Here is a 22,319-nt window from a genome sequence, read left to right on the forward strand (position 1 = left end):
TTTCTTATGCAAAATTCAGCCCCATTGTTAAGCGTGGTGGTTGCCGTTTATAACGGTGAAGCTTTCCTGGATCAGTTTTTTACCTGTCTTGTAAATCAACGCATCGACAGCATGGAAGTCATCATTGTCAATGACGGCTCTACCGACCGTTCGATGGAGATCGTTGAAAACTGGCGCGAAAAACTCCCGCAGATGCAGGTAATCGAACAGCAAAATCAGGGCGTCTCCATCGCGCGTAATACCGGTCTGGCCGTTGCGACGGGTCAATATCTCTCCTTCCCGGATATTGATGATGTATTTAAACCCGGCATGTACCAGCGCCTGCTGGATATGGCCGTCACGCAGGATCTGGATGTCGCCACCTGTAACGGGAACTACGTCTGGGAGAATAACAAGAAACCCTCACGGCCGATCTTCCCTGAAGACAAACTGGCGTCGACAGGGGTCATGACGGGCCCTGCGTGGTTAAAAATGGCGCTGGATTCGCGTAAATTCCTTCACGTCACCTGGTTGAATATCTATCGTCACGATTTTATTCGTAAACACAGCTTCCATTTCGAACCGGGTCTGCGCCATCAGGATATTCCGTGGACCACCGAAGTCCTGCTCGCGGCTGAGCGGGTTCAGTACACCAGTGAACGTTATTACGACTACTACATTCACTCTGCATCGGTGTCCCATATGCCGGACAATGACGACACGCTGATTCGCTCCGCGCGTCACTACATGAAAATCCTGCAGATGCTCGATGCCATCAATCAGCGCTACCCGGATAAGGTGAAAGGGATCCCTGCCTGCCACTGGCAAATTGCCAAAGAGGGGCTGGGCATTATTCATACCTTCGACAACATGAAGGATGAAAAGAAGAAATCATTAATTATTAGAGAGTTCTTCGAAACAGGCATCTGGAAACTCATCTGGAAAAGTGCTAAAAGTCCGCGTTTGCGCTGGCGGCTGGGTCGACGTTATTTCCGTTTAAAACGGTATCTGGCATAAGAGATAGCTTTACCTGGCCTAAATGCTTAGAATTTGCCCGCCGAAACTAAAAAAACGGATAATCGCTTGGAATTGTTGTATACCGCTCTGCTCTACATCATTCAGCCACTGGTGTGGCTGAGACTATTGCTTCGTAGCCGGAAAGCGCCTGCGTATCGTAAACGCTGGGCTGAACGCTATGGCTTCTGCCGCAATAAGGTCGTACCGGACGGTATTTTGCTGCATTCCGTTTCTGTCGGTGAAACGCTGGCGGCGATCCCGCTGGTTCGCGCCCTGCGTCACCGCTACCCGTCGCTGCCGATCACCGTCACCACCATGACGCCAACCGGCTCGGAGCGCGCGTTATCCGCTTTCGGTAAAGACGTGCAGCACGTCTATCTGCCTTACGATCTGCCCTGCGCCATGAATCGTTTCCTGAATACCGTTCGCCCGAAGCTGGTGATTGTGATGGAAACCGAACTGTGGCCGAACATGATTTCCGCCCTGCATGCCCGTAAAATCCCGCTGGTGATTGCCAACGCGCGCCTGTCCGAGCGCTCGGCGAAAGGGTACGGCAAGCTGGGTAAATTTATGCGCCGCCTGCTCAGCAAGATCACGCTGATTGCCGCGCAGAATGAAGAAGATGCGGCACGCTTTATCTCTCTGGGCCTCAAACGCAACCAGCTTGCGGTAACGGGCAGCCTGAAATTTGATATTTCCGTTACCCCTGAACTCGCCGCCCGCGCGATCACGCTGCGTCGCCAGTGGGCCCCGCGTCGTCAGGTCTGGATTGCCACCAGCACCCATGACGGTGAAGAAGAGATCATCCTGCAGGCTCACCGCAAGCTGCTGGAAAAATTCCCTGATTTACTGCTGATCCTCGTGCCCCGCCATCCGGAGCGTTTTAAAGATGCCCGTGAAATGGTCCAGAAAGGCGGCTTCAGCTTCACCTTGCGCAGCAGCGGTGAGATCCCTTCCGGCAGCACCCAGGTGGTGATTGGCGATACGATGGGCGAACTGATGCTGCTGTACGGCATTGCTGACCTCGCGTTTGTCGGCGGCAGCCTGGTCGAACGCGGCGGTCATAACCCGCTCGAGCCGGCAGCTCACGCCATTCCGGTGCTGATGGGGCCGCACACGTTTAACTTCAAAGATATCTGCGCGAAATTACAGCAGGCGGAGGGTTTAATTACCGTGACCGATGCGGATTCGGTGGTTAAAGAGGTTTCGACCCTGCTGACTGACGAAGATTATCGCCTGTGGTACGGCCGCCATGCCGTTGAAGTGCTGCACCAGAATCAGGGTGCGCTCACCCGTCTTTTGCAGCTTCTGCAACCTTACCTGCCCCAGCGGAGCCACTGATGTCAACGCGTCTGTCGGTCGTGATGATCGCCAAAAACGCCGCCGACCTGCTTCCGGACTGCCTTGCCTCCGTTGCCTGGGCTGACGAGATAGTCATTCTTGACTCCGGCAGCACGGACAACACGGTGGACGTTGCCCGCGCAGCGGGTGCAAAGGTCTTTACCAATACGGACTGGCAAGGCTATGGCATCCAGCGCCAGCGCGCGCAGGGTTTTGCTTCCGGTGATTATGTCCTGGTGCTTGATACTGACGAGCGCGTTACGCCAGAACTCCAGCAGGCCATTCAGGCGGTGCTTTCCTCGCCCCAGCCTGGCGCCGTATACAGCATTGCCCGCCGAAACTATTTCCTTGGCCGTTTTATGCGCCACAGCGGCTGGTATCCTGATCGCGTAATGCGCCTCTACGAGCGCGAGCGTTATCAGTACAACAACAATCTGGTCCATGAATCCCTGAGCTGCGATAGCGCTCAGGTCATCCCCCTGACGGGCGATTTGCTGCACCTGACCTGCCGTGATTTCGCGAGCTTCCAGCGCAAACAGCTTAACTATGCCACCGCATGGGCGCAGGAGCGTCACCAGCGCGGCAAGAAGGCCTCGCTGACGGGTATATTCACCCACACGCTGGGCGCGTTTCTGAAAACGCTGCTGCTGCGTGGTGGCGTGCTGGACGGTAAACAGGGATGGTTACTCGCCGTCGTGAATGCCCAGTATACTTTTAACAAATACACCGAGCTGTGGGCGCTCTGCCGCGGCTACTCAGAGAAAACGTGAGCCATGAGCACAAAAGCGATTTATCCGGGTACCTTCGATCCGATCACCAACGGTCATCTTGATATCATCACACGTGCGGCGTGCATGTTCGATAAGGTGATCCTGGCGATTGCCGCCAGCCCCAGCAAAAAGCCGATGTTTGACCTCAACGAGCGCGTAAAGCTCGCCACCGATGCCATTTCGCATCTGCCGAACGTTGAGGTGGTCGGGTTTAGCGATCTGATGGCTAACTTCGCCCGCGCCCAGCAGGCCAATATTCTGATTCGGGGTTTACGCGCGGTGGCAGACTTCGAATATGAGATGCAGCTGGCGCACATGAACCGCCACCTGATGCCGGAGCTGGAGAGCGTGTTCCTGATGCCCTCCAAAGAGTGGTCGTTTATCTCTTCCACGCTGGTAAAAGAGGTGGCGCGCCATCACGGCGATGTCACTCATTTCCTGCCGGCTAACGTCCACCAGGCGTTGATGGAAAAGCTAAAGTAGCCCTATTTCTGGCACTGACGGCAGTAGAACGTGGCGCGCTGGGCGTGCTTCGTGGCAATAACTGGCGTGCCGCAGACTCGGCACGGTTCGCCTTTACGGCCATACACCTGCAGCTCCTGGGCGAAATAGCCCGGCTTGCCGTCACTTTGCAGGAAGTCCTTCAGCGTAGTCCCGCCTTGCTCAATCGAGCGCAGCAATACGGCTTTTATCACCCGAACCAGCAGCTCGCACTCCTGCGCCGACAGCGAAGAGGCCAGCCGATCGGGATGGATCCCGGCCGCAAACAGCGATTCGCTGGCATAGATATTCCCCACGCCGACCACCAGTTTGTTATCCATCAGCCAGGGCTTAATCGGGCTTTTCTTCTTCGCGCACTTCGCTTTCAGGTATTCCGCGTTAAACGCGTCTGAGAGCGGTTCAGGGCCCAGATGCGCGAGCACGTTATGGCCTTCCAGCTCTTTCGTCCAAAGCCACGCGCCAAAGCGCCGTGGGTCGGTGTAACGGAGCACTTTGCCGTTGCTCATCACCAGATCGACGTGGTCGTGCTTTTCCGCGGGCAGTTCTTCGGTAAGGATGCGCAAGCTCCCGGACATCCCCAGATGGATAATAATCCAGCCGTCGGGCAGCTCCAGCAGCAGATATTTCGCGCGGCGCTGCACGCTAAGAACAGGTTTGTCACTTAACGCGTGGATCTCATCGGACACCGGCCAGCGCAAACGTCCGTTACGGACAACCGCGTGAAGAATCGTCGCGCCGACCAGATGGGGCTCAATGCCGCGACGGCTGGTTTCTACCTCAGGTAATTCAGGCATGGTTCCTCCGTTGAGATACAGAATGCAAAAAACCCCGCAGTTGCGGGGTTTTTCGATACAAGGAGGCTAAAATTATTTGATTTTAGCTTCTTTGTACAGTACGTGCTGGCGTACAACTGGATCGAATTTTTTCAGTTCCAGTTTTTCCGGCTTAGTACGTTTGTTCTTCGTGGTGGTGTAGAAGTGACCTGTACCAGCAGAAGAAACCAGCTTGATTTTCTCGCGAATACCTTTAGCCATGATTTATTTCCTCTTTAAGTACTTAGTACTTTTCGCCACGGGCACGCAGTTCGGACAGAACTGTATCGATGCCTTTCTTATCGATTACACGCATACCTTTAGCAGATACGCGCAGGGTGACAAAACGCTTCTCGCTCTCAACCCAGAAACGGTGAGAGTGCAGGTTCGGCAGGAAACGGCGTTTAGTCGCGTTCAGTGCGTGGGAACGGTTGTTACCGGTCACCGGACGCTTGCCAGTAACTTGGCAGACTCGGGACATGTCTATTCTCCAAAAATCAAATTAGCTCGAGCTTCGTATGGGGTATCGGCGCCTCGTCAGGCTTTACAGCCCGGTCATCGCATAGTTCTAAGTGAACTCTCGATTGCCAGGCCCAAATGCCAAACCCGAGATTCTCAAAGGTGGCGTAGTATACGCTGACTCGGCGGTGTGCTCAAGTCCCGAACAGACAAAGATCCCGATGGATCGCGAGAAATAGCCTAAATCCAGCCATGTTCTGCAAAAGAAAGGTACTCTCCGCGGCCAATTATCAGATGGTCCAGCACACGAATGTCCATGAATTGACAGCATTTGATAATGCGCTCGGTGATTTCTTTGTCAGCTCTGCTCGGTTCTGCACAGCCAGAGGGGTGATTATGCGCGAGGATCACGCCCGCTGCATTCACTTTTATCGCTTCGCGCACAATTTCACGCGGATGCACCTCAACGTGGCTCAATGTGCCCGCAAAGAGACAGCTATGTTTCAGCACCCGGTTTCTGTTATCGACAAAGATCACCATAAAGATCTCGCGTTCAATATCGGTTAACTGGCTTTGCACAAATTCGCGCGTCATCGCGGGCGTCAGGATCGGATCTTCCTCCTCCATGCGGACATTGTAAAAACGGCGGGCAAGTTCAGCAATGCCCCTCAACTGGGCATATTTTGCCACGCCGATCCCCTCAACGTGCTTAAACTGCGCCAGATCGGCGGTCAGTAAACCGTACAGCGAACCAAAATGTAATATCAGCTCTTTTGCCAGCGTGAACACCGTTTTTCCGGGCGTTCCGGTACGCAAAAAGAGCGCCAGCAGTTCATCGTCTTTCAACAGGGTGACGCCATAACGCAGTAGTTTTTCGCGCGGTAGCAGCAGCTCATCCTCTTCTTCCATGCTCTTTCTCCCTTTTTTACCTCATGCTGCCACAGGGCAATCCGTCGCTCGACGGCTAGATTGCGTTCTTGCGTAGCGCCTCGCAAAGTGGACGAAGCACAAAATCACCCCGCTTTGGGGATTGTGATAAAATGCCCGCTCTCTGGTGAAACCCAACAGGAAAGAATCATGATGAGCCTGGCCGGTAAAAAAATCGTTCTTGGCGTGAGCGGCGGCATTGCTGCCTATAAAGCGCCGGAACTGGTGCGTCGTCTGCGCGAGCGCGGAGCAGACGTGCGGGTCGCGATAACCGAAGGCGGTAAAGCCTTTATCACTCCCCTGAGCCTGCAGGCCGTATCAGGATACCCGGTTTCTGACAGCCTGCTCGACCCGGCCGCCGAAGCCGCAATGGGCCATATTGAGCTGGGTAAATGGGCTGACCTGGTTATCCTCGCCCCCGCCACGGCGGATTTAATCGCGCGCGTGGCGGCCGGTATGGCAAACGACCTGGTCTCCACCATTTGTCTGGCCACGCCTGCGCCTGTCGCCGTCGTTCCTGCCATGAACCAGCAGATGTACCGTAACGCGGCCACCCAGCACAATCTGGAGACGCTGGCCTCACGCGGCCTGCTTATCTGGGGTCCGGACAGCGGCAGCCAGGCCTGCGGCGACGTCGGCCCGGGCCGCATGCTTGATCCGCTGACGATTGTTGATATGGCCGCAGCCCATTTTTCGCCTGTCAACGATCTGCAACATCTCAACATCATGATTACCGCGGGCCCCACGCGCGAGCCGCTGGATCCGGTGCGCTACATCACCAACCACAGCTCCGGCAAAATGGGCTTTGCGATTGCCGCCGCCGCCGCAAGACGCGGCGCGAACGTCACGCTGGTGAGCGGCCCGGTATCGCTGCCTACACCTGCGTTTGTTAAGCGTATCGACGTTACCACCGCGCTGGAGATGGAAGCCGCCGTACAGGCGCATGCGCAACGCCAGCAGATTTTTATCGGCTGTGCGGCCGTGGCAGACTATCGTGCCGAGACGATCGCCGAGGCGAAAATTAAAAAGCAAGGCGATGAATTAACACTAAAAATGGTGAAAAACCCGGACATTGTTGCCGGTGTCGCCGCACTAAAAAACCATCGTCCATACGTTGTTGGGTTTGCCGCAGAAACGAATAATGTGGAAGAATATGCCCGGCAAAAACGTACCCGCAAAAACCTCGATTTGATTTGCGCGAACGACGTATCGCTGGCCACACAAGGATTTAACAGCGACAGCAACGCACTGCACCTTTTCTGGCAGGATGGAGATAAAGTCTTACCGCTTGAGCGCAAGGAACTCCTGGGCCAACAATTACTCGACGAGATCGTTACCCGTTATGATGAAAAAAATCGACGTTAAGATTCTGGACCCGCGTGTTGGCGAGCAATTCCCGCTGCCAACCTATGCCACCTCCGGCTCTGCCGGTCTTGACCTGCGCGCCTGTCTCGATGACGCCGTAGAGCTGGCGCCGGGCGCCACTACCCTGGTGCCAACGGGCCTGGCGATTCACATTGCTGACCCGTCACTGGCAGCGGTGATCCTGCCGCGTTCTGGCCTGGGTCATAAGCACGGCGTGGTGCTGGGTAACCTGGTCGGCCTGATCGACTCCGACTACCAGGGGCAGCTGATGGTCTCCGTCTGGAACCGTGGCCAGGACAGCTTCACCATTGAACCGGGCGAGCGTATCGCACAGATGGTCTTTGTACCGGTGGTACAGGCAGAATTTAACCTGGTGGCAGACTTTGACGCCACCGACCGTGGCGAAGGCGGCTTCGGCCATTCCGGGCGCAAATAACGGCCCGACAGATACGCATCTCACAGCGCCATAATGCAATAACAAACCGCAAACGCCAGTTTGCGGTCGCTGTGTGGATGCCAGCCTGGCAAGTGCTTATTTTCAGGGGTATTTTGTAACATGGCAGAAAAACAAACCGCGAAAAGGAATCGTCGCGAAGAAATACTTCAATCTCTGGCTCTGATGCTTGAATCCAGCGATGGCAGTCAACGCATCACCACCGCTAAACTGGCCGCCTCTGTAGGCGTGTCTGAGGCGGCGCTGTACCGTCATTTTCCGAGCAAAACCCGGATGTTCGACAGCCTGATCGAATTTATTGAAGACAGCCTGATCACGCGCATCAACCTGATTCTGAAAGACGAAAAAGACACCACCGCGCGTCTGCGTCTGATTGTGCTGTTAATCCTGGGCTTCGGTGAACGCAATCCGGGCTTAACCCGCATCCTCACCGGCCACGCGCTGATGTTTGAACAGGACAGACTGCAGGGCCGCATTAACCAGCTTTTCGAGCGTATTGAAGCACAGCTGCGCCAGGTACTGCGCGAGAAGAAAATGCGTGAAGGCGAGGGTTACAGCATTGATGAAACGCTGCTGGCGAGCCAGATACTGGCGTTTTGTGAAGGGATGCTCTCCCGCTTTGTGCGTAGCGAGTTCAAATACCGTCCAACGGACGATTTTGACGCCCGCTGGCCGTTAGTGGCAGCACAATTACAGTAATGCCATCGCCGGATGGCGGCTTCGCCTTATCCGGCCTACGAACGGGTAGGCCCGGTAAGCGTAGCGCCACCGGGCGTAGCAATTAAACCCCGAACGCTTCCCGGTATGCACGTACCGCCGCCAGATGGTCCGCCATCTCCGGCTTCTCTTCCAGATACGCAATCAGATCTTTCAGGGTGATAATCGACGTCACTTTGCAGCCGTAATCGCGTTCGACTTCCTGAATAGCGGAAATTTCTCCGCGACCACGCTCCTGGCGATCCAGTGAAATCAGCACGCCAGCCAGCGTCGCACCGTTTGCCTGGATAATCTCCATCGATTCACGGATTGCCGTGCCCGCGGTGATCACATCGTCCACCAGCATGACGCGGCCCTGCAGCGCGCTGCCGACCAGATTCCCGCCTTCACCGTGGGTTTTGGCCTCTTTGCGGTTGAAGCAGTAGGGCACGTCGCGGTCATGGTGTTCCGCCAGCGCCACCGCGGTGGTGGTCGCAATCGGAATGCCTTTATAGGCCGGACCAAACAGCAGGTCAAAATCAATCCCGGAATCCACCAGCGCTTCGGCATAGAAACGGCCTAACAATGCCAGATCGCGCCCGGTATTAAACAGCCCGGCGTTGAAGAAATAGGGACTTTTGCGCCCGGATTTCAGCGTAAATTCGCCAAACTTAAGTACCTGCTTGTTAAGCGCAAACTCAATAAACTGGCGCTGATACGATTTCATGGATTTGCTCCTTTGGTTTTTCTGTCTTACAGGCAAAAAAAAGGCGACTCATTGGTCGCCTTTAAAATCAATTTTCTAACGCCGCTTTCTGCGTCGTTACAATGGATTCGATTCCCCCTCGGGCCAACGCCAGCAGGGAGAGAAGCTCTTCGTGGGTGAACGGCTCGCCTTCCGCCGTGCCCTGCACCTCAATGATGCGGCCATCTTCGGTCATCACCACGTTCATGTCGGTCTCTGCAGCGGAATCTTCAACGTATTCCAGATCGCAAAGCGCTTCGCCGTTAACGATACCCACGGAAACCGCCGCAACCATGCCCTTCATTGGGTTGGTTTTCAGCTTACCGGCAGCAACCAGCTTGTTCAGGGCATCCGCCAGCGCCACGCAGGCACCGGTAATGGACGCGGTACGCGTGCCGCCGTCTGCCTGAATCACGTCACAGTCCAGCGTGATGGTGAACTCGCCGAGAACTTTCAGATCAACGGCGGCGCGCAGCGCACGCGCGATCAGACGCTGAATCTCCATGGTACGACCGCCCTGCTTACCCTTTGCCGCTTCACGGGCGTTACGGGTATGGGTCGCACGCGGCAGCATGCCGTATTCTGCGGTGATCCAGCCCTGACCCTGACCTTTCAGGAAGCGCGGAACGCCTTCTTCAATGGAGGCGGTGCACAGCACTTTAGTGTCACCAAACTCAACCAGCACGGAGCCTTCAGCGTGTTTTGTATAGTTACGGGTCAGGGTGACGGGACGCACCTGATTGGCGCTACGGCCTGATGGACGCATGATGGATTCTCCGGCTTGAAACGAATGTGGCTGCGCATTATACGGATAAAGGGCGCTTATTCCTATCCTGTGAAGCCCCCGAAAGCTATAATCCCCCCATCTCTCCTTTAAAAACGGGAATGTCTATGATCCGCAGTATGACCGCCTACGCCCGGCGTGAAATCAAGGGTAGCTGGGGTAGCGCCACATGGGAAATGCGCTCGGTAAACCAGCGTTACCTGGAAACGTATTTCCGTATGCCGGAGCAGTTTCGCAGCCTTGAGCCTGTTGTACGTGAACGTATCCGTACACGTCTGACGCGCGGGAAAGTGGAATGTAACCTGCGCTTTGAGCCCGATGCCAGCGCGCAGGGTGAACTCATCCTCAATGAAAAACTGGCGAAACAGCTCGTCAATGCGGCGAACTGGGTGAAAATGCAGAGCGACGAAGGCGAAATCAACCCGGTTGATATTCTGCGCTGGCCTGGCGTTATGGCCGCCGGTGAGCAGGATCTGGACGCCATTGCCGCTGAAATCCTGGCAGCCCTCGACGGCACGCTGGACGACTTTATCGTTGCCCGCGAAACCGAAGGCCAGGCGCTGAAAGCGATGATTGAGCAGCGTCTTGAAGGCGTGAGCGCCGAAGTGGCCAAAGTCCGCACCCATATGCCAGAAGTGCTGCACTGGCAGCGCGAGCGCCTTGTCGCCAAACTGGAAGAAGCGGAAGTTCAGCTGGAGAATACCCGTCTGGAACAAGAGCTGGTGCTGATGGCGCAGCGTATTGATGTCGCTGAAGAGCTGGACCGTCTGGAAGCGCACGTCAAAGAGACCTACAACATTCTGAAGAAGAAAGAAGCTGTCGGCCGCCGTCTGGACTTTATGATGCAGGAGTTCAATCGCGAGTCGAACACCCTGGCGTCTAAGTCGATCAATGCAGAAGTGACCAATTCAGCGATTGAGCTGAAAGTGCTGATTGAGCAGATGCGCGAGCAGATCCAGAATATCGAGTGATGCCTTTCGGGTGGTGTCGGCCGCACCACCCATTACTATTTCTAATCCTTCACTGCTATCACTTTTCCGCCCTGCCCTATTTCATCAAACATATACAGTAAAATGTGATAAAAATTTATAAGGCAAACCGACTCGCCTTAGAAAATCTCAATCGTGATCTTGCGCACAAATCGCTAACCTCCACGCGTTCACACCGGAGGGTCTATGCTGCTTCACATTCTTTATCTTATTGGCATCACCGCAGAAGCCATGACCGGCGCACTTGCTGCCGGACGTCGCCGTATGGACACCTTCGGCGTAATCATTATTGCTACCGCGACCGCGCTGGGCGGCGGTTCCGTGCGCGATATCCTGCTTGGCCATTACCCGCTCGGCTGGGTTAAACACCCCGAGTACGTGATTATCGTGGCGACGGCTGCCGTACTTACTACCATCGTTGCCCCCGTTATGCCCCACCTGCGCCGCCTTTTCCTGGTGCTGGATGCGCTGGGGCTGATCGTCTTTTCTATCATCGGCGCGCAAATCGCGCTCGATATGGGTGAAGGGCCGGTTATCGCCACCATTGCTGCGGTGGTCACGGGGGTGTTCGGCGGCGTACTGCGCGATATGTTCTGCAAACGCATTCCTCTGGTCTTTCAAAAAGAGCTGTATGCCGGCATCTCCTTCGCCGCAGCGGTGCTCTATATCGCCCTGCAGCATTACGTTTCTAACCACGATGTAGTGGTTATCTCCACGCTATTGTTTGGCTTTACGGCCCGCATGCTGGCGCTGCGTCTGAAGCTCGGGCTGCCCGTTTTTCATTACAAACACAGCGCACACTAGCTTCAGAACCCGTTGATGTGCTGTGCAGCGAGCCATTTCGCCAGCACATCAATCTGAGGTGCGTGCATCCAGTTAACGATTTGTCGCGCTTTCTCCTCGCCCGTTCCCGGCAGGGTCTGCCAGTCCTTTACGTTACGTCCGATCATCTTCTGCCACGATACGTCTCCCATCGCCTTCAGCGAAGCCTGGGTCAATGGAACACCCAAAGCCATAAGCCAGCGGATAAACGGCTTCTCGCGCACCAGATTAAATCGATGCCAGAGCGCGAGCCCGCGCGCAGAGGAAAAACCCGGCGTAGCCTGCAGCTGTTCCTGAGTTAATAACAGCCATGAAAAGAGATGGTCAAAATGATGCGCCTGCCAGAGGGTTCGCCACCCTGACTCGCCTAATCCTTCGATATCGAATACCTGCTTTGAGCTGAGCCACGTCAGCCGGGCAAAGAACTGCTCCATACATTCCGGCGAAGCATAGAAACAGCTAAGCGCATGATAACGCGAGGCCGGCGGCTCCGGCTTATGCCTGTCAGTCCCGCGCCAGAGCACCTTATCAAACCGGGGGATACCCTGACCGGCGAGGCTGATCTGTATTTGATCCCCCGGGGCAATATCCAGCCTCTGCCAGCGCTCAACCGAGCCCAGACTCACCCGCTGCACCTGTTTATCATCCAGTTGCACCGGTTCCAGCGCTGCTACAACGGAAATTTTGCCCGTTCGCCCCACGGAAAAATGAATGCCGCTCACCTCAGCAACCTTGGCTGCAGGAGAATATTTCCATGCAACAACCCAGTGACCTTCTCCCGGTAACCAGCCTTCGCCCGCAGGTTCATCCTCCGAACGCACCACAATGCCATCCGTGGCAAAGGGTAATGCGGTCACGTGCCAGGCCTCGCGCTGTTTCTCAACGACATCTACAGATTCGGCGGGAAGCGAATACCGTGCAGAGAGCGTAAAACCGGCCTGAGACAGTTCAGCTAAGGAAGTTCGCATATCTTTCGGTCCGTCCGGCCAGGCCCAGATGAATACGCCGATCTTGCTCAATAGCGCGTCATCCTTTTGCCGCGTCATCGCTCCCGCCACCTTTGCGCGCGCGTTCATTCCGCCCATCTGTTGCTGAATGTGGTTGTCGCTTAACCAAAAAAGCTCGCCCTGTAAGACGCTGTTCGCCAGCGCGCCGGTGAGCGTTTGTGGAATAGACGGGATTAAACGCACCTTTCCGGTCCAGTCTTCCCCTTTCAGGCCATCACCGCGACTGATGGCCTGAGCTAGCTTCCCGTCACGATACACCAGCGTTACCGCCACTCCGTCAACTTTGGGCTGCAGCCACAGGTGCTGTCGGGCACCCATCCACTGCCTCAACTCCTCTTTGCTGGCCACTTTATGTACGCCCGTATGGGCAACAGGATGTTTTACGCTTCCCGCCAGCGCAGGGAGTTTCTCCTCTAAAGGCTCACTGCCAAAGCAGCGCTGCCACTGCGTTAACCGCCCGTGAAGCTGGTCGTAGACCTCATCGTTGATCTCACTCACGCCCTGCTTCCAGTAAGCCTCATCCCAGCGCTTGATTTGCGCACTTAACGACGCCATCTCTTTCTCTGCTTTTGCCTGTGACCACACCGGACACACCGCTGCGCTATAGCCACACCACAGCATTACTAACCCGCTAATCCATTGCCACATCGCCACCCCTCCTTTGCATTGCAGAAGGTATACCCGGATGCCTGAAGCAAGGCTAACGGCAACGCTTCACAATGCGAGACGCTATCCGGTATTTCTTTTGATTGCTGAAAACCACGGATAAAACCTGAAAACGGCACGCAAAATTCAATAATCAAGGGGAAAAAGTGTGACAAAGGCTACGTCACACGGCGGTGACGTGTATAATAAGCCCGTATGTAGGACTTCTTCGTTAACACATACAAAAGACTCTCATGGCTCAAGGCACGCTTTATATTGTTTCTGCCCCTAGTGGCGCGGGTAAATCCAGCCTTATTCAGGCACTGTTAAAAACCCAACCGCTGTACGACACACAGGTTTCTGTTTCTCACACCACGCGAGCGCCGCGTCCGGGTGAAGTGCACGGCGAACACTATTTCTTTGTGGATCACGACGAATTCAGAGCGATGATCGGCAGAGACGCGTTTCTTGAACACGCTGAAGTATTCGGTAACTACTACGGTACCTCGCGTGAAACCATTGAGCAGGTTCTGGCCACGGGCGTGAATGTGTTCCTGGATATCGACTGGCAGGGTGCACAGCAAATTCGCAAGAAAATGCCTGACTCGCGCAGTATCTTTATTTTACCGCCATCGAAAGATGAGCTGGATCGCCGCCTGCGTGGCCGCGGCCAGGACAGCGAAGACGTGATCGCAAAGCGTATGGAACAGGCAGTTGCAGAAATGAGCCATTACGCGGAATATGATTACCTTATTGTGAATGATGATTTTGATGCCGCGCTGAGCGATCTCAAAACCATCCTTCGAGCAGAACGCCTGCGTATGAGCCGCCAGAAGCAGCGACATGACGCATTAATCACCAAACTGTTGGCAGACTGAACCCACTTTCAGTATCATGCCCAGTCATTTCTTCACCTGTGGAGCATTTTAAGTATGGCACGCGTAACTGTTCAGGACGCTGTAGAGAAAATTGGTAACCGTTTTGACCTGGTGCTGGTCGCCGCGCGTCGCGCTCGTCAGATGCAGGTAGGCGGTAAAGATCCGCTGGTACCGGAAGAAAACGATAAAACCACCGTTATTGCACTTCGCGAAATCGAAGAAGGTCTGATCAACAACCAGATCCTCGACGTACGTGAGCGCCAGGAGCAGCAAGAGCAGGAAGCCGCAGAACTGCAGGCCGTTACCGCTATTGCTGAAGGTCGTCGTTAATTAAACCTGCGGGTCGCCCTTGTATCTGTTTGAAAGCCTGAATCAACTGATTCAAACCTACCTGCCTGAAGACCAGATTAAGCGTCTTCAGCAGGCGTATCTCGTTGCACGTGACGCTCACGAGGGCCAGACACGTTCAAGCGGTGAACCCTATATCACGCACCCGGTAGCGGTGGCCTGTATTCTGGCCGAGATGAAACTCGACTACGAAACGCTGATGGCCGCCCTGCTGCACGACGTGATCGAAGACACCCCTGCCACTTACCAGGACATGGAACAGCTGTTTGGTAAAAGCGTTGCCGAACTGGTGGAAGGGGTCTCTAAGCTTGATAAGCTGAATTTCCGCGACAAGAAAGAGGCGCAAGCCGAAAACTTCCGCAAGATGATTATGGCGATGGTGCAGGATATCCGCGTCATTCTCATCAAACTCGCTGACCGTACCCACAACATGCGCACGCTGGGCTCACTTCGCCCGGATAAACGTCGCCGCATTGCCCGTGAAACCCTCGAAATTTACAGTCCGCTGGCGCACCGTTTAGGTATTCACCACATTAAAACCGAGCTGGAAGAGCTGGGTTTTGAAGCGTTGTACCCGAACCGCTATCGCGTGATTAAAGAGGTGGTGAAAGCCGCACGCGGTAACCGTAAAGAGATGATTCAGAAGATCCTCTCGGAAATTGAAGGGCGCTTACAGGAAGCGGGAATTCCGTGCCGCGTCAGCGGTCGCGAGAAACATTTGTACTCCATCTACTGCAAAATGGTGCTCAAAGAGCAGCGTTTTCACTCGATCATGGACATCTACGCCTTCCGCGTAATCGTCCACGACTCGGACACCTGCTATCGCGTGCTGGGGCAAATGCACAGCCTCTACAAACCGCGTCCGGGGCGCATGAAAGATTACATCGCCATTCCAAAAGCGAACGGCTATCAATCTTTGCATACCTCGATGATCGGTCCGCACGGCGTCCCTGTTGAGGTGCAAATTCGCACCGAAGACATGGACCAGATGGCAGAGATGGGGGTCGCCGCGCACTGGGCCTATAAAGAGCACGGTGGCGAAAGCAGCACAACCGCACAAATCCGCGCCCAGCGCTGGATGCAAAGCCTGCTGGAGCTTCAGCAGAGTGCGGGTAGCTCGTTTGAATTTATCGAGAGCGTGAAATCCGATCTCTTCCCGGATGAGATTTACGTTTTCACCCCGGAAGGCCGCATTGTCGAACTGCCTGCGGGCGCAACGCCGGTCGACTTCGCTTACGCCGTGCATACCGATATCGGGCATGCCTGCGTCGGCGCACGCGTCGACAGACAGCCTTATCCGCTGTCTCAGCCGCTCTCCAGCGGCCAGACGGTAGAGATTATTACCGCGCCGGGCGCACGTCCGAACGCGGCCTGGCTGAACTTTGTCGTAAGCTCCAAAGCGCGCGCCAAAATTCGCCAGCTGCTGAAAAACCTCAAGCGTGATGATTCCGTCAGCCTGGGGCGTCGTCTGCTCAACCACGCGTTGGGCGGCAGCCGCAAGCTGGCCGAGATTCCACCTGAGCATATTCAGCGCGAACTTGACCGTATGAAGCTCACGTCGCTGGACGATCTGCTGGCGGAAATTGGCCTGGGTAACGCCATGAGCGTCGTGGTAGCGAAAAACCTGCAGCAGGGCGAAGCGATACCTTCTGCTCCAGGCGCATCCGGCCATGCGCATCTGCCGATCAAAGGCGCGGACGGGGTGCTGATCACCTTCGCAAAATGTTGCCGTCCAATCCCAGGCGACCCGATTATTGCGCACGTCAGCCCTGGCAAAGGGCTGGTTATCCACCACGAATCCTGTCGTAACATTCGCGGCTATCAGAAAGAAGCCGAGAAGTTTATGGCGGTCGAGTGGGATAAAGAGACGGCGCAGGAATTTATCACCGAAATTAAGGTGGATATGTTCAACCACCAGGGTGCTCTGGCGAACCTGACGGCAGCGATCAACACGGCCTCGTCCAACATTCAGAGCCTGAATACGGAAGAAAAAGACGGCCGCGTATATAGCGCCTTTATTCGTCTTACCGCCCGCGACCGCGTGCATCTGGCGAACATTATGCGCAAGATCCGCGTCATGCCGGACGTGATTAAAGTCACCCGTAACCGAAACTAGCGGTATGAATTCACAACGCTACGCGCGGATATGCGAAATGCTCGCCAGGCGCCAGCCTGACCTGACGGTCTGCATGGAACAGGTTCATAAACCGCATAACGTCTCTGCTATCGTCCGTACCGCTGATGCCGTCGGCGTGCATGAAGTGCACGCCGTCTGGCCTGACGGCCGTATGCGCAATACGGTCTCGGCGGCGGCAGGCAGCAACAGCTGGGTGTCTGTCAAACATCATCACACCATTGGCGAAGCCGTATCGCACCTGAAAGGACGCGGGATGCAGATCCTCGCGACCAACCTGTCCGCTAAAGCCGTAGATTTCCGCGAGATCGACTACACCCGCCCGACCTGCATTTTGATGGGCCAGGAGAAAACCGGGATCACTCAGGAAGCGCTGGATCTGGCGGATCGGGACATCATCATTCCAATGATCGGCATGGTCCAGTCTCTCAACGTCTCCGTGGCCTCCGCGCTCATTCTGTATGAAGCGCAGCGCCAGCGTCAGAACGCCGGCATGTACGAGCGCAGCAACAGCATGCTGCCGGAAGAGGAACAGCAGCGCCTGCTGTTCGAAGGCGGCTATCCGGTGCTGGCTCGCGTTGCGAAGCAGAAAAAATTGCCTTACCCCCACGTCAACGCGCAGGGCGAAATTGAAGCCGATGCCGAGTGGTGGGCCACCATGCAGTACGCCGGGTAAGCGATGAAAGGCCGCCTGCTGGATGCGATCCCGCTGAACAGCCTGACGGGCGTGGGCGCGGCGCAAAGCAACAAGCTGGCAAAAATTGGCCTGCACACGGTGCAGGATCTCCTGCTTCACCTCCCCCTGCGTTACGAAGACCGCACCCAGCTCTATAAGATTGGCGATCTCCTTCCCGCTATTTACGCCACCGTTGAAGGTGAAGTCCTGAACTGCAGCATCACATTCGGCGGACGCCGGATGATGACCTGCCAGATCAGCGACGGCACCGGCATTCTCACCATGCGTTTTTTCAACTTCAGCGCGGCGATGAAAAATAGCCTGGCGACGGGCCGCAGGGTGCTGGCCTATGGCGAAGCCAAACGCGGGAAATACGGCGCAGAGATGATCCACCCGGAATACCGCGTGCAGGGCGATCTCAGCACGCCGGAGCTGCAGGAGACGCTCACCCCGGTTTACCCGACGACGGAAGGCATCAAGCAGGCAACGCTGCGCAAGCTCACCGATCAGGCGCTGGAGCTGCTGGATACCTGCGCCATTACCGAACTTCTGCCATCCGAGCTGGCGCAGGGCATGATGAGCCTGCCCGAGGCGCTGCGCACCCTGCACCGCCCGCCGCCAACGCTGCTGCTCAGCGATTTAGAGAGCGGCAAACACCCCGCCCAACGGCGTCTTATCCTTGAGGAATTACTGGCCCATAACCTGAGCATGCTGGCGCTACGCGCGGGCGCGCAGCGTTTCCACGCGCAGCCGTTAAGCCAGAATGATGCGCTCAAGGATAAGCTGCTGGCCTCGCTGCCGTTTAAGCCAACCGGCGCGCAGGCGCGCGTGACGGCCGAGATCGAACGCGATATGGCGCTCGACGTGCCGATGATGCGCCTGGTGCAGGGCGACGTGGGGTCCGGTAAAACGCTGGTTGCCGCGCTGGCCGCCCTGCGCGCGATTGCCCACGGTAAACAGGTCGCGCTCATGGCGCCGACCGAGCTGCTGGCTGAACAGCACGCAAACAATTTCCGCGCCTGGTTCGCGCCGCTCGGGATTGAAGTGGGCTGGCTTGCCGGGAAGCAAAAAGGCAAAGCGCGTCTCGCGCAGCAGGAGGCCATCGCCAGCGGCCAGGTGCAGATGATTGTCGGCACGCACGCTATCTTCCAGGAGCAGGTGCAGTTTAGCGGCCTTGCGCTGGTGATTATCGACGAACAGCACCGCTTCGGCGTGCACCAGCGCCTGGCGCTGTGGGAAAAAGGCCTGCAGCAGGGCTTCCATCCGCATCAGCTGATCATGACCGCCACGCCGATCCCGCGCACCCTGGCGATGACCGCCTACGCCGACCTGGATACTTCCACCATCGACGAACTGCCCCCGGGCCGTACGCCGGTCACCACGGTCGCCATTCCTGACACGCGCCGCAGCGATATCATCGACCGCGTGCGCAACGCCTGCACCCACGAAGGGCGCCAGGCCTACTGGGTTTGTACACTGATCGAGGAATCTGAACTGCTGGAAGCGCAGGCTGCGGAAGCCACGTGGGAAGAGCTTAAGCTGGCGCTGCCGGAGCTGAACGTGGGTCTGGTACACGGGCGCATGAAGCCTGCTGAAAAACAGGCGGTGATGCAGTCGTTTAAGCAGGGGGAGCTGCATTTGCTGGTCGCGACGACGGTGATTGAAGTGGGCGTGGACGTCCCCAACTCCAGCCTGATGATCATCGAGAACCCGGAGCGTCTCGGCCTTGCCCAGCTCCACCAGCTGCGCGGGCGCGTTGGCCGCGGTGCGGTAGCGTCCCACTGCGTGCTGCTCTACAAAGCGCCGCTCTCAAAAACCGCCCAGATGCGTCTGCAGGTGCTGCGCGACAGCAACGACGGTTTTGTGATTGCGCAAAAAGACCTGGAGATCCGCGGCCCCGGCGAACTGCTGGGCACGCGTCAGACGGGTAATGCCGAATTCAAAGTGGCGGATTTGCTGCGCGATCAGGCCATGATCCCCGAGGTTCAGCGTCTCGCCCGCCATATTCATGAACGCTACCCCGAACAGGCGGCAGCGTTAATTGAGCGCTGGATGCCGGAAACCGAGCGCTATTCCAACGCCTGATCTCAGGCAAACATCGGCAGCATCAGGTACAGCTTAATCACCAGCGCGTTGACGATATCAATAAAGAACGCTCCGACCATCGGCACCACCAGGAACGCCATGTGCGACGGCCCGAACCGTTCGGTGATCGCCTGCATGTTGGCAATAGCCGTTGGGGTCGCCCCCAGACCAAACCCGCAGTGACCCGCCGCCAGCACCGCCGCATCATAGTTTTTGCCCATCATGCGCCAGGTTACGAACATGGCGTACAGCGCCATAAACAGGGTCTGAACCGCCAGAATCGCCACCATCGGCAGCGCCAGCGAGGCCAGCTCCCACAGTTTGAGGCTCATCAGCGCCATCGCCAGGAACAGCGACAGACAGACGTTGCCGAGCACCGATACCGCTCGCTCAAACACGCGGTAGAAGCCCATCAGCGCCAGACCGTTGCTCAGGATCACCCCAATAAACAGCACGCAGACAAAGGTCGGTAGCTCAAACGCGGACCCTGCCAGCCATTGCGCAACCACTTTACCCACGGTCAGGCAGATGGCGATCATCGCAATGGTTTCAATCAATACCAGCGAGGTAATGCTGCGCCCGACGTCCGGCTTTTCAAACGCGGTCGGCACCAGCTCATCGTCCGGCCTGCCGTCCGGCGTGGTGGAGTGTTTGACCAGATAACGGGCCACCGGGCCGCCAATAAGGCCGCCCAGCACCAGGCCAAAGGTGGCGCACGCCATCGCCACTTCCGTTGCGTTTTCAAAGCCGTAACGCTCAATAAACAGCTTGCTCCACGCCGCGCCGGTACCGTGACCACCCGAAAGGGTAATTGATCCCGCCAGCAGACCCATCAGCGGATCCAGCCCCAGCAGCGTTGCCATGCCGATGCCAATCGCGTTTTGCATCAGCAGCAGCCCCACCACCACAATCAGGAATACCCCGAGTACCTTACCGCCCGCACGCAGGCTCGCCAGGTTGGCGTTCAGGCCGATGGTGGCAAAGAAGGCCAGCATGAGCGGATCTTTCAGGGACATATCAAAATCGATTTCCCAGTCCATGCTTTTTTTCAGTATAAGCAGGGCCAGCGCCACCAGCAGGCCGCCGGCGACAGGTTCAGGAATAGTGTATTTCTTAAGAAGGGAAACGCTGTGTACCAGCTTACGGCCAAGCAGTAAGACCAGCGTTGCGGCAACAAGGGTCGACAACGTATCGAGATGAATCATAGAAGGCTCCTGTTTTGCGCGTGTTCCATACACACGCGGCGTTATCCTAGGCCGGTTTGTGCTCTTCATGAGCCCCGGCGCGAAAAAGTGTAATTTTTTTTCCCGACGGGTTGTAGAAAACCTGCTCACAGCGGCAGATTTTCTTCCCTTTTTTTGCTGGCAATCGTTTGCTTTTACCAGGTGGTCAGATAAAATGCCCGCTTTTCCACCGTGGGATTGCCGCCGATGTCCGTTAACACCATAGAGTCGCCAGATGCGCAACCGATTGCGCAGAAGCAAAATAGCGAACTGATCTACCGCCTTGAGGATCGCCCGCCGCTGCCGCAGACGCTTTTCGCCGCCTGCCAGCACCTTCTGGCGATGTTTGTCGCGGTGATCACCCCGGCGCTGCTGATCTGCCAGGCGCTCGGCTTACCGGCGCAGGACACGCAGCACATTATCAGCATGTCTCTCTTCGCCTCCGGCGTGGCCTCGATTATTCAAATTAAAGCGTGGGGTCCGGTGGGGTCGGGATTATTGTCGATTCAGGGGACCAGCTTTAACTTCGTGGCGCCGCTGATCATGGGCGGTACGGCGCTGAAAACCGGCGGTGCGGATGTCCCAACCATGATGGCGGCGCTGTTCGGCACGCTGATGCTGGCCAGCTGCACGGAGATGGTCATCTCCCGCATCCTGCATCTGGCGCGCCGCGTCATCACCCCGCTGGTTTCCGGCGTGGTGGTGATGATTATCGGCCTGTCGCTGATCCAGGTGGGCCTCACCTCCATCGGCGGCGGCTATGCCGCCATGAGCGACCACACCTTCGGCGCGCCGAAAAACCTGCTGCTGGCGGGCGTGGTGCTGGCGATCATTATTCTGCTTAACCGCCAGCGTAACCCTTACCTGCGCGTGGCTTCGCTGGTGATCGCCATGGCAGCCGGTTATCTGCTGGCGTGGGCGCTGGGCATGCTGCCGGAGAACACCGCGCCGACCAACAGCGCGCTTATTACCGTTCCGACGCCGCTGTACTACGGTCTGGGCATTGACTGGGGCCTGCTCCTGCCGCTGATGCTGGTCTTTATGATCACCTCTCTTGAAACCATCGGCGATATCACCGCCACCTCGGACGTCTCCGAGCAGCCCGTTTCCGGCCCGCTGTACATGAAGCGCCTGAAAGGCGGCGTGCTGGCGAACGGCCTGAACTCGTTTGTTTCTGCGGTATTCAATACCTTCCCGAACTCCTGCTTCGGCCAGAACAACGGCGTGATCCAGCTGACCGGCGTCGCCAGCCGCTACGTCGGTTTTGTGGTGGCGCTGATGCTGATCGTCCTCGGCCTCTTCCCGGCGGTGAGCGGCTTTGTTCAGCACATCCCTGAGCCGGTGTTAGGCGGCGCAACCCTGGTCATGTTCGGGACTATCGCGGCCTCCGGCGTGCGTATCGTTTCCCGCGAGCCGCTGAACCGCCGCGCGATCATGATTATCGCGCTGTCGCTGGCCGTGGGGCTGGGCGTTTCCCAGCAGCCGCTGATCCTGCAGTTTGCGCCGGACTGGGTGAAAAACCTGCTCTCTTCCGGCATTGCCGCAGGCGGTATTACCGCTATCGTGCTGAACCTCGTTTTCCCGCCTGAAAAGAACTGATCCCCTTCACGGCAGGCAGTCAATGCCTGCCGTGACATCTAATTACACCATTCCCGCCTTGAG

The 22,319-nt window shown here is 56.7% G+C and carries 23 protein-coding genes; 15 read left to right on the forward strand and 8 right to left on the reverse strand.

What is annotated here, in order from left to right; translation table 11 throughout:
- Window positions 1-6 precede the first annotated feature (6 nt).
- From L6R44_RS19575 to coaD, 4 genes are all read left to right on the forward strand, one after another.
- Window positions 7-996: a glycosyltransferase gene (locus L6R44_RS19575; protein WP_032644410.1), complete on the forward strand. Its 990-nt coding sequence runs from the start codon at window positions 7-9 to the stop codon at window positions 994-996.
- Between the two features lie 66 nt (window positions 997-1,062).
- Window positions 1,063-2,337: a lipid IV(A) 3-deoxy-D-manno-octulosonic acid transferase gene (waaA, locus tag L6R44_RS19580; RefSeq protein WP_032644409.1), complete on the forward strand. Its 1,275-nt coding sequence runs from the start codon at window positions 1,063-1,065 to the stop codon at window positions 2,335-2,337.
- Window positions 2,337-3,107, forward strand: coding sequence for a glycosyltransferase family 2 protein (locus L6R44_RS19585; RefSeq protein ID WP_237425170.1), 771 nt, complete (start codon window positions 2,337-2,339; stop codon window positions 3,105-3,107). The genes waaA and L6R44_RS19585 overlap by 1 nt, the downstream gene beginning before the upstream one ends.
- Before the next feature lie 3 nt (window positions 3,108-3,110).
- Window positions 3,111-3,590 carry a pantetheine-phosphate adenylyltransferase gene (coaD, locus tag L6R44_RS19590; RefSeq protein ID WP_032644407.1) on the forward strand — a complete coding sequence of 160 codons (480 nt, stop codon included), beginning with the start codon at window positions 3,111-3,113 and terminating at the stop codon, window positions 3,588-3,590.
- 2 nt (window positions 3,591-3,592) lie between these two features.
- On the opposite strand, the gene mutM is transcribed toward coaD, so the two are convergent.
- The 4 genes from mutM to radC all read right to left on the reverse strand — a co-directional run bounded on the left by mutM (window position 3,593) and on the right by radC (window position 5,788).
- Window positions 3,593-4,402: a bifunctional DNA-formamidopyrimidine glycosylase/DNA-(apurinic or apyrimidinic site) lyase gene (mutM, locus tag L6R44_RS19595; RefSeq protein ID WP_023309890.1), complete on the reverse strand. Its 810-nt coding sequence runs from the start codon at window positions 4,400-4,402 to the stop codon at window positions 3,593-3,595.
- A gap of 72 nt (window positions 4,403-4,474) precedes the next feature.
- A complete protein-coding gene (gene rpmG, locus L6R44_RS19600) occupies window positions 4,475-4,642 on the reverse strand; it encodes a 50S ribosomal protein L33 (protein ID WP_003024094.1) in 168 nt (55 codons plus the stop codon).
- A 22-nt stretch (window positions 4,643-4,664) separates the two neighbouring features.
- Window positions 4,665-4,901 carry a 50S ribosomal protein L28 gene (rpmB, locus tag L6R44_RS19605; RefSeq protein ID WP_002436699.1) on the reverse strand — a complete coding sequence of 79 codons (237 nt, stop codon included), beginning with the start codon at window positions 4,899-4,901 and terminating at the stop codon, window positions 4,665-4,667.
- Window positions 4,902-5,119: 218 nt separating this feature from the next.
- Window positions 5,120-5,788, reverse strand: coding sequence for a RadC family protein (radC, locus tag L6R44_RS19610; RefSeq protein ID WP_032644406.1), 669 nt, complete (start codon window positions 5,786-5,788; stop codon window positions 5,120-5,122).
- A 171-nt stretch (window positions 5,789-5,959) separates the two neighbouring features.
- On the opposite strand from radC, the gene coaBC reads away from it, so the two are divergent.
- The 3 genes from coaBC to slmA all read left to right on the forward strand — a co-directional run bounded on the left by coaBC (window position 5,960) and on the right by slmA (window position 8,324).
- Window positions 5,960-7,171, forward strand: coding sequence for a bifunctional phosphopantothenoylcysteine decarboxylase/phosphopantothenate--cysteine ligase CoaBC (gene coaBC / locus L6R44_RS19615; RefSeq protein WP_237425179.1), 1,212 nt, complete (start codon window positions 5,960-5,962; stop codon window positions 7,169-7,171).
- Entirely contained in the window at window positions 7,149-7,607 is a 459-nt protein-coding gene (gene dut, locus L6R44_RS19620; protein WP_008502691.1) for a dUTP diphosphatase, read from the forward strand. Before coaBC ends, dut begins: the two co-directional genes overlap by 23 nt.
- Before the next feature lie 120 nt (window positions 7,608-7,727).
- On the forward strand, window positions 7,728-8,324 hold the full coding sequence (gene slmA / locus L6R44_RS19625) for a nucleoid occlusion factor SlmA (RefSeq protein ID WP_008502690.1): 597 nt from the start codon (window positions 7,728-7,730) through the stop codon (window positions 8,322-8,324).
- Between the two features lie 82 nt (window positions 8,325-8,406).
- Here the strand turns inward: slmA and pyrE are convergent, their stop codons facing one another.
- Window positions 8,407-9,048: an orotate phosphoribosyltransferase gene (pyrE, locus tag L6R44_RS19630; RefSeq protein WP_032644404.1), complete on the reverse strand. Its 642-nt coding sequence runs from the start codon at window positions 9,046-9,048 to the stop codon at window positions 8,407-8,409.
- Between the two features lie 67 nt (window positions 9,049-9,115).
- A complete protein-coding gene (rph, locus tag L6R44_RS19635) occupies window positions 9,116-9,832 on the reverse strand; it encodes a ribonuclease PH (RefSeq protein ID WP_006177715.1) in 717 nt (238 codons plus the stop codon).
- A gap of 125 nt (window positions 9,833-9,957) precedes the next feature.
- On the opposite strand from rph, the gene L6R44_RS19640 reads away from it, so the two are divergent.
- Both L6R44_RS19640 and L6R44_RS19645 read left to right on the forward strand, forming a co-directional pair.
- Window positions 9,958-10,821 carry a YicC/YloC family endoribonuclease gene (locus L6R44_RS19640; RefSeq protein WP_237425171.1) on the forward strand — a complete coding sequence of 288 codons (864 nt, stop codon included), beginning with the start codon at window positions 9,958-9,960 and terminating at the stop codon, window positions 10,819-10,821.
- A 204-nt stretch (window positions 10,822-11,025) separates the two neighbouring features.
- On the forward strand, window positions 11,026-11,643 hold the full coding sequence (locus L6R44_RS19645) for a trimeric intracellular cation channel family protein (protein ID WP_023334014.1): 618 nt from the start codon (window positions 11,026-11,028) through the stop codon (window positions 11,641-11,643).
- 2 nt (window positions 11,644-11,645) lie between these two features.
- Here the strand turns inward: L6R44_RS19645 and ligB are convergent, their stop codons facing one another.
- Window positions 11,646-13,316: an NAD-dependent DNA ligase LigB gene (gene ligB, locus L6R44_RS19650; protein ID WP_237425172.1), complete on the reverse strand. Its 1,671-nt coding sequence runs from the start codon at window positions 13,314-13,316 to the stop codon at window positions 11,646-11,648.
- A gap of 251 nt (window positions 13,317-13,567) precedes the next feature.
- Between ligB and gmk the strand changes: the two genes are divergently transcribed.
- Genes gmk through recG form a run of 5 tightly spaced genes read left to right on the forward strand, consistent with a single transcriptional unit; the run spans window position 13,568 to window position 19,434 of the window.
- The gene (gmk, locus tag L6R44_RS19655) at window positions 13,568-14,191 is read left to right on the forward strand and encodes a guanylate kinase (RefSeq protein WP_032644394.1); all 624 of its coding nucleotides are present in this window, start codon (window positions 13,568-13,570) and stop codon (window positions 14,189-14,191) included.
- Window positions 14,192-14,245: 54 nt separating this feature from the next.
- Window positions 14,246-14,521, forward strand: coding sequence for a DNA-directed RNA polymerase subunit omega (rpoZ, locus tag L6R44_RS19660; protein ID WP_000135058.1), 276 nt, complete (start codon window positions 14,246-14,248; stop codon window positions 14,519-14,521).
- Window positions 14,522-14,540: 19 nt separating this feature from the next.
- The gene (spoT, locus tag L6R44_RS19665; protein ID WP_032644393.1) at window positions 14,541-16,655 is read left to right on the forward strand and encodes a bifunctional GTP diphosphokinase/guanosine-3',5'-bis pyrophosphate 3'-pyrophosphohydrolase; all 2,115 of its coding nucleotides are present in this window, start codon (window positions 14,541-14,543) and stop codon (window positions 16,653-16,655) included.
- A gap of 4 nt (window positions 16,656-16,659) precedes the next feature.
- Window positions 16,660-17,349 carry a tRNA (guanosine(18)-2'-O)-methyltransferase TrmH gene (gene trmH, locus L6R44_RS19670; RefSeq protein WP_045328600.1) on the forward strand — a complete coding sequence of 230 codons (690 nt, stop codon included), beginning with the start codon at window positions 16,660-16,662 and terminating at the stop codon, window positions 17,347-17,349.
- A 3-nt stretch (window positions 17,350-17,352) separates the two neighbouring features.
- Window positions 17,353-19,434: an ATP-dependent DNA helicase RecG gene (gene recG / locus L6R44_RS19675; RefSeq protein ID WP_237425173.1), complete on the forward strand. Its 2,082-nt coding sequence runs from the start codon at window positions 17,353-17,355 to the stop codon at window positions 19,432-19,434.
- Window positions 19,435-19,436: 2 nt separating this feature from the next.
- On the opposite strand, the gene gltS is transcribed toward recG, so the two are convergent.
- On the reverse strand, window positions 19,437-20,639 hold the full coding sequence (gene gltS, locus L6R44_RS19680; RefSeq protein ID WP_237425174.1) for a sodium/glutamate symporter: 1,203 nt from the start codon (window positions 20,637-20,639) through the stop codon (window positions 19,437-19,439).
- A 225-nt stretch (window positions 20,640-20,864) separates the two neighbouring features.
- Here gltS and xanP point away from each other — a divergent pair, with 225 nt between their 5' ends.
- Complete coding sequence (gene xanP, locus L6R44_RS19685; protein WP_119916675.1) at window positions 20,865-22,256, forward strand: xanthine/proton symporter XanP; 1,392 nt, start codon at window positions 20,865-20,867, stop codon at window positions 22,254-22,256.
- The last annotated feature ends 63 nt before the right edge of the window (window positions 22,257-22,319 follow it).

The sequence above is a fragment of the Enterobacter cloacae complex sp. ECC445 genome (assembly GCF_021892025.1).
In the GTDB taxonomy this organism is placed as follows: Bacteria; Pseudomonadota; Gammaproteobacteria; order Enterobacterales; family Enterobacteriaceae; genus Enterobacter; species Enterobacter chengduensis.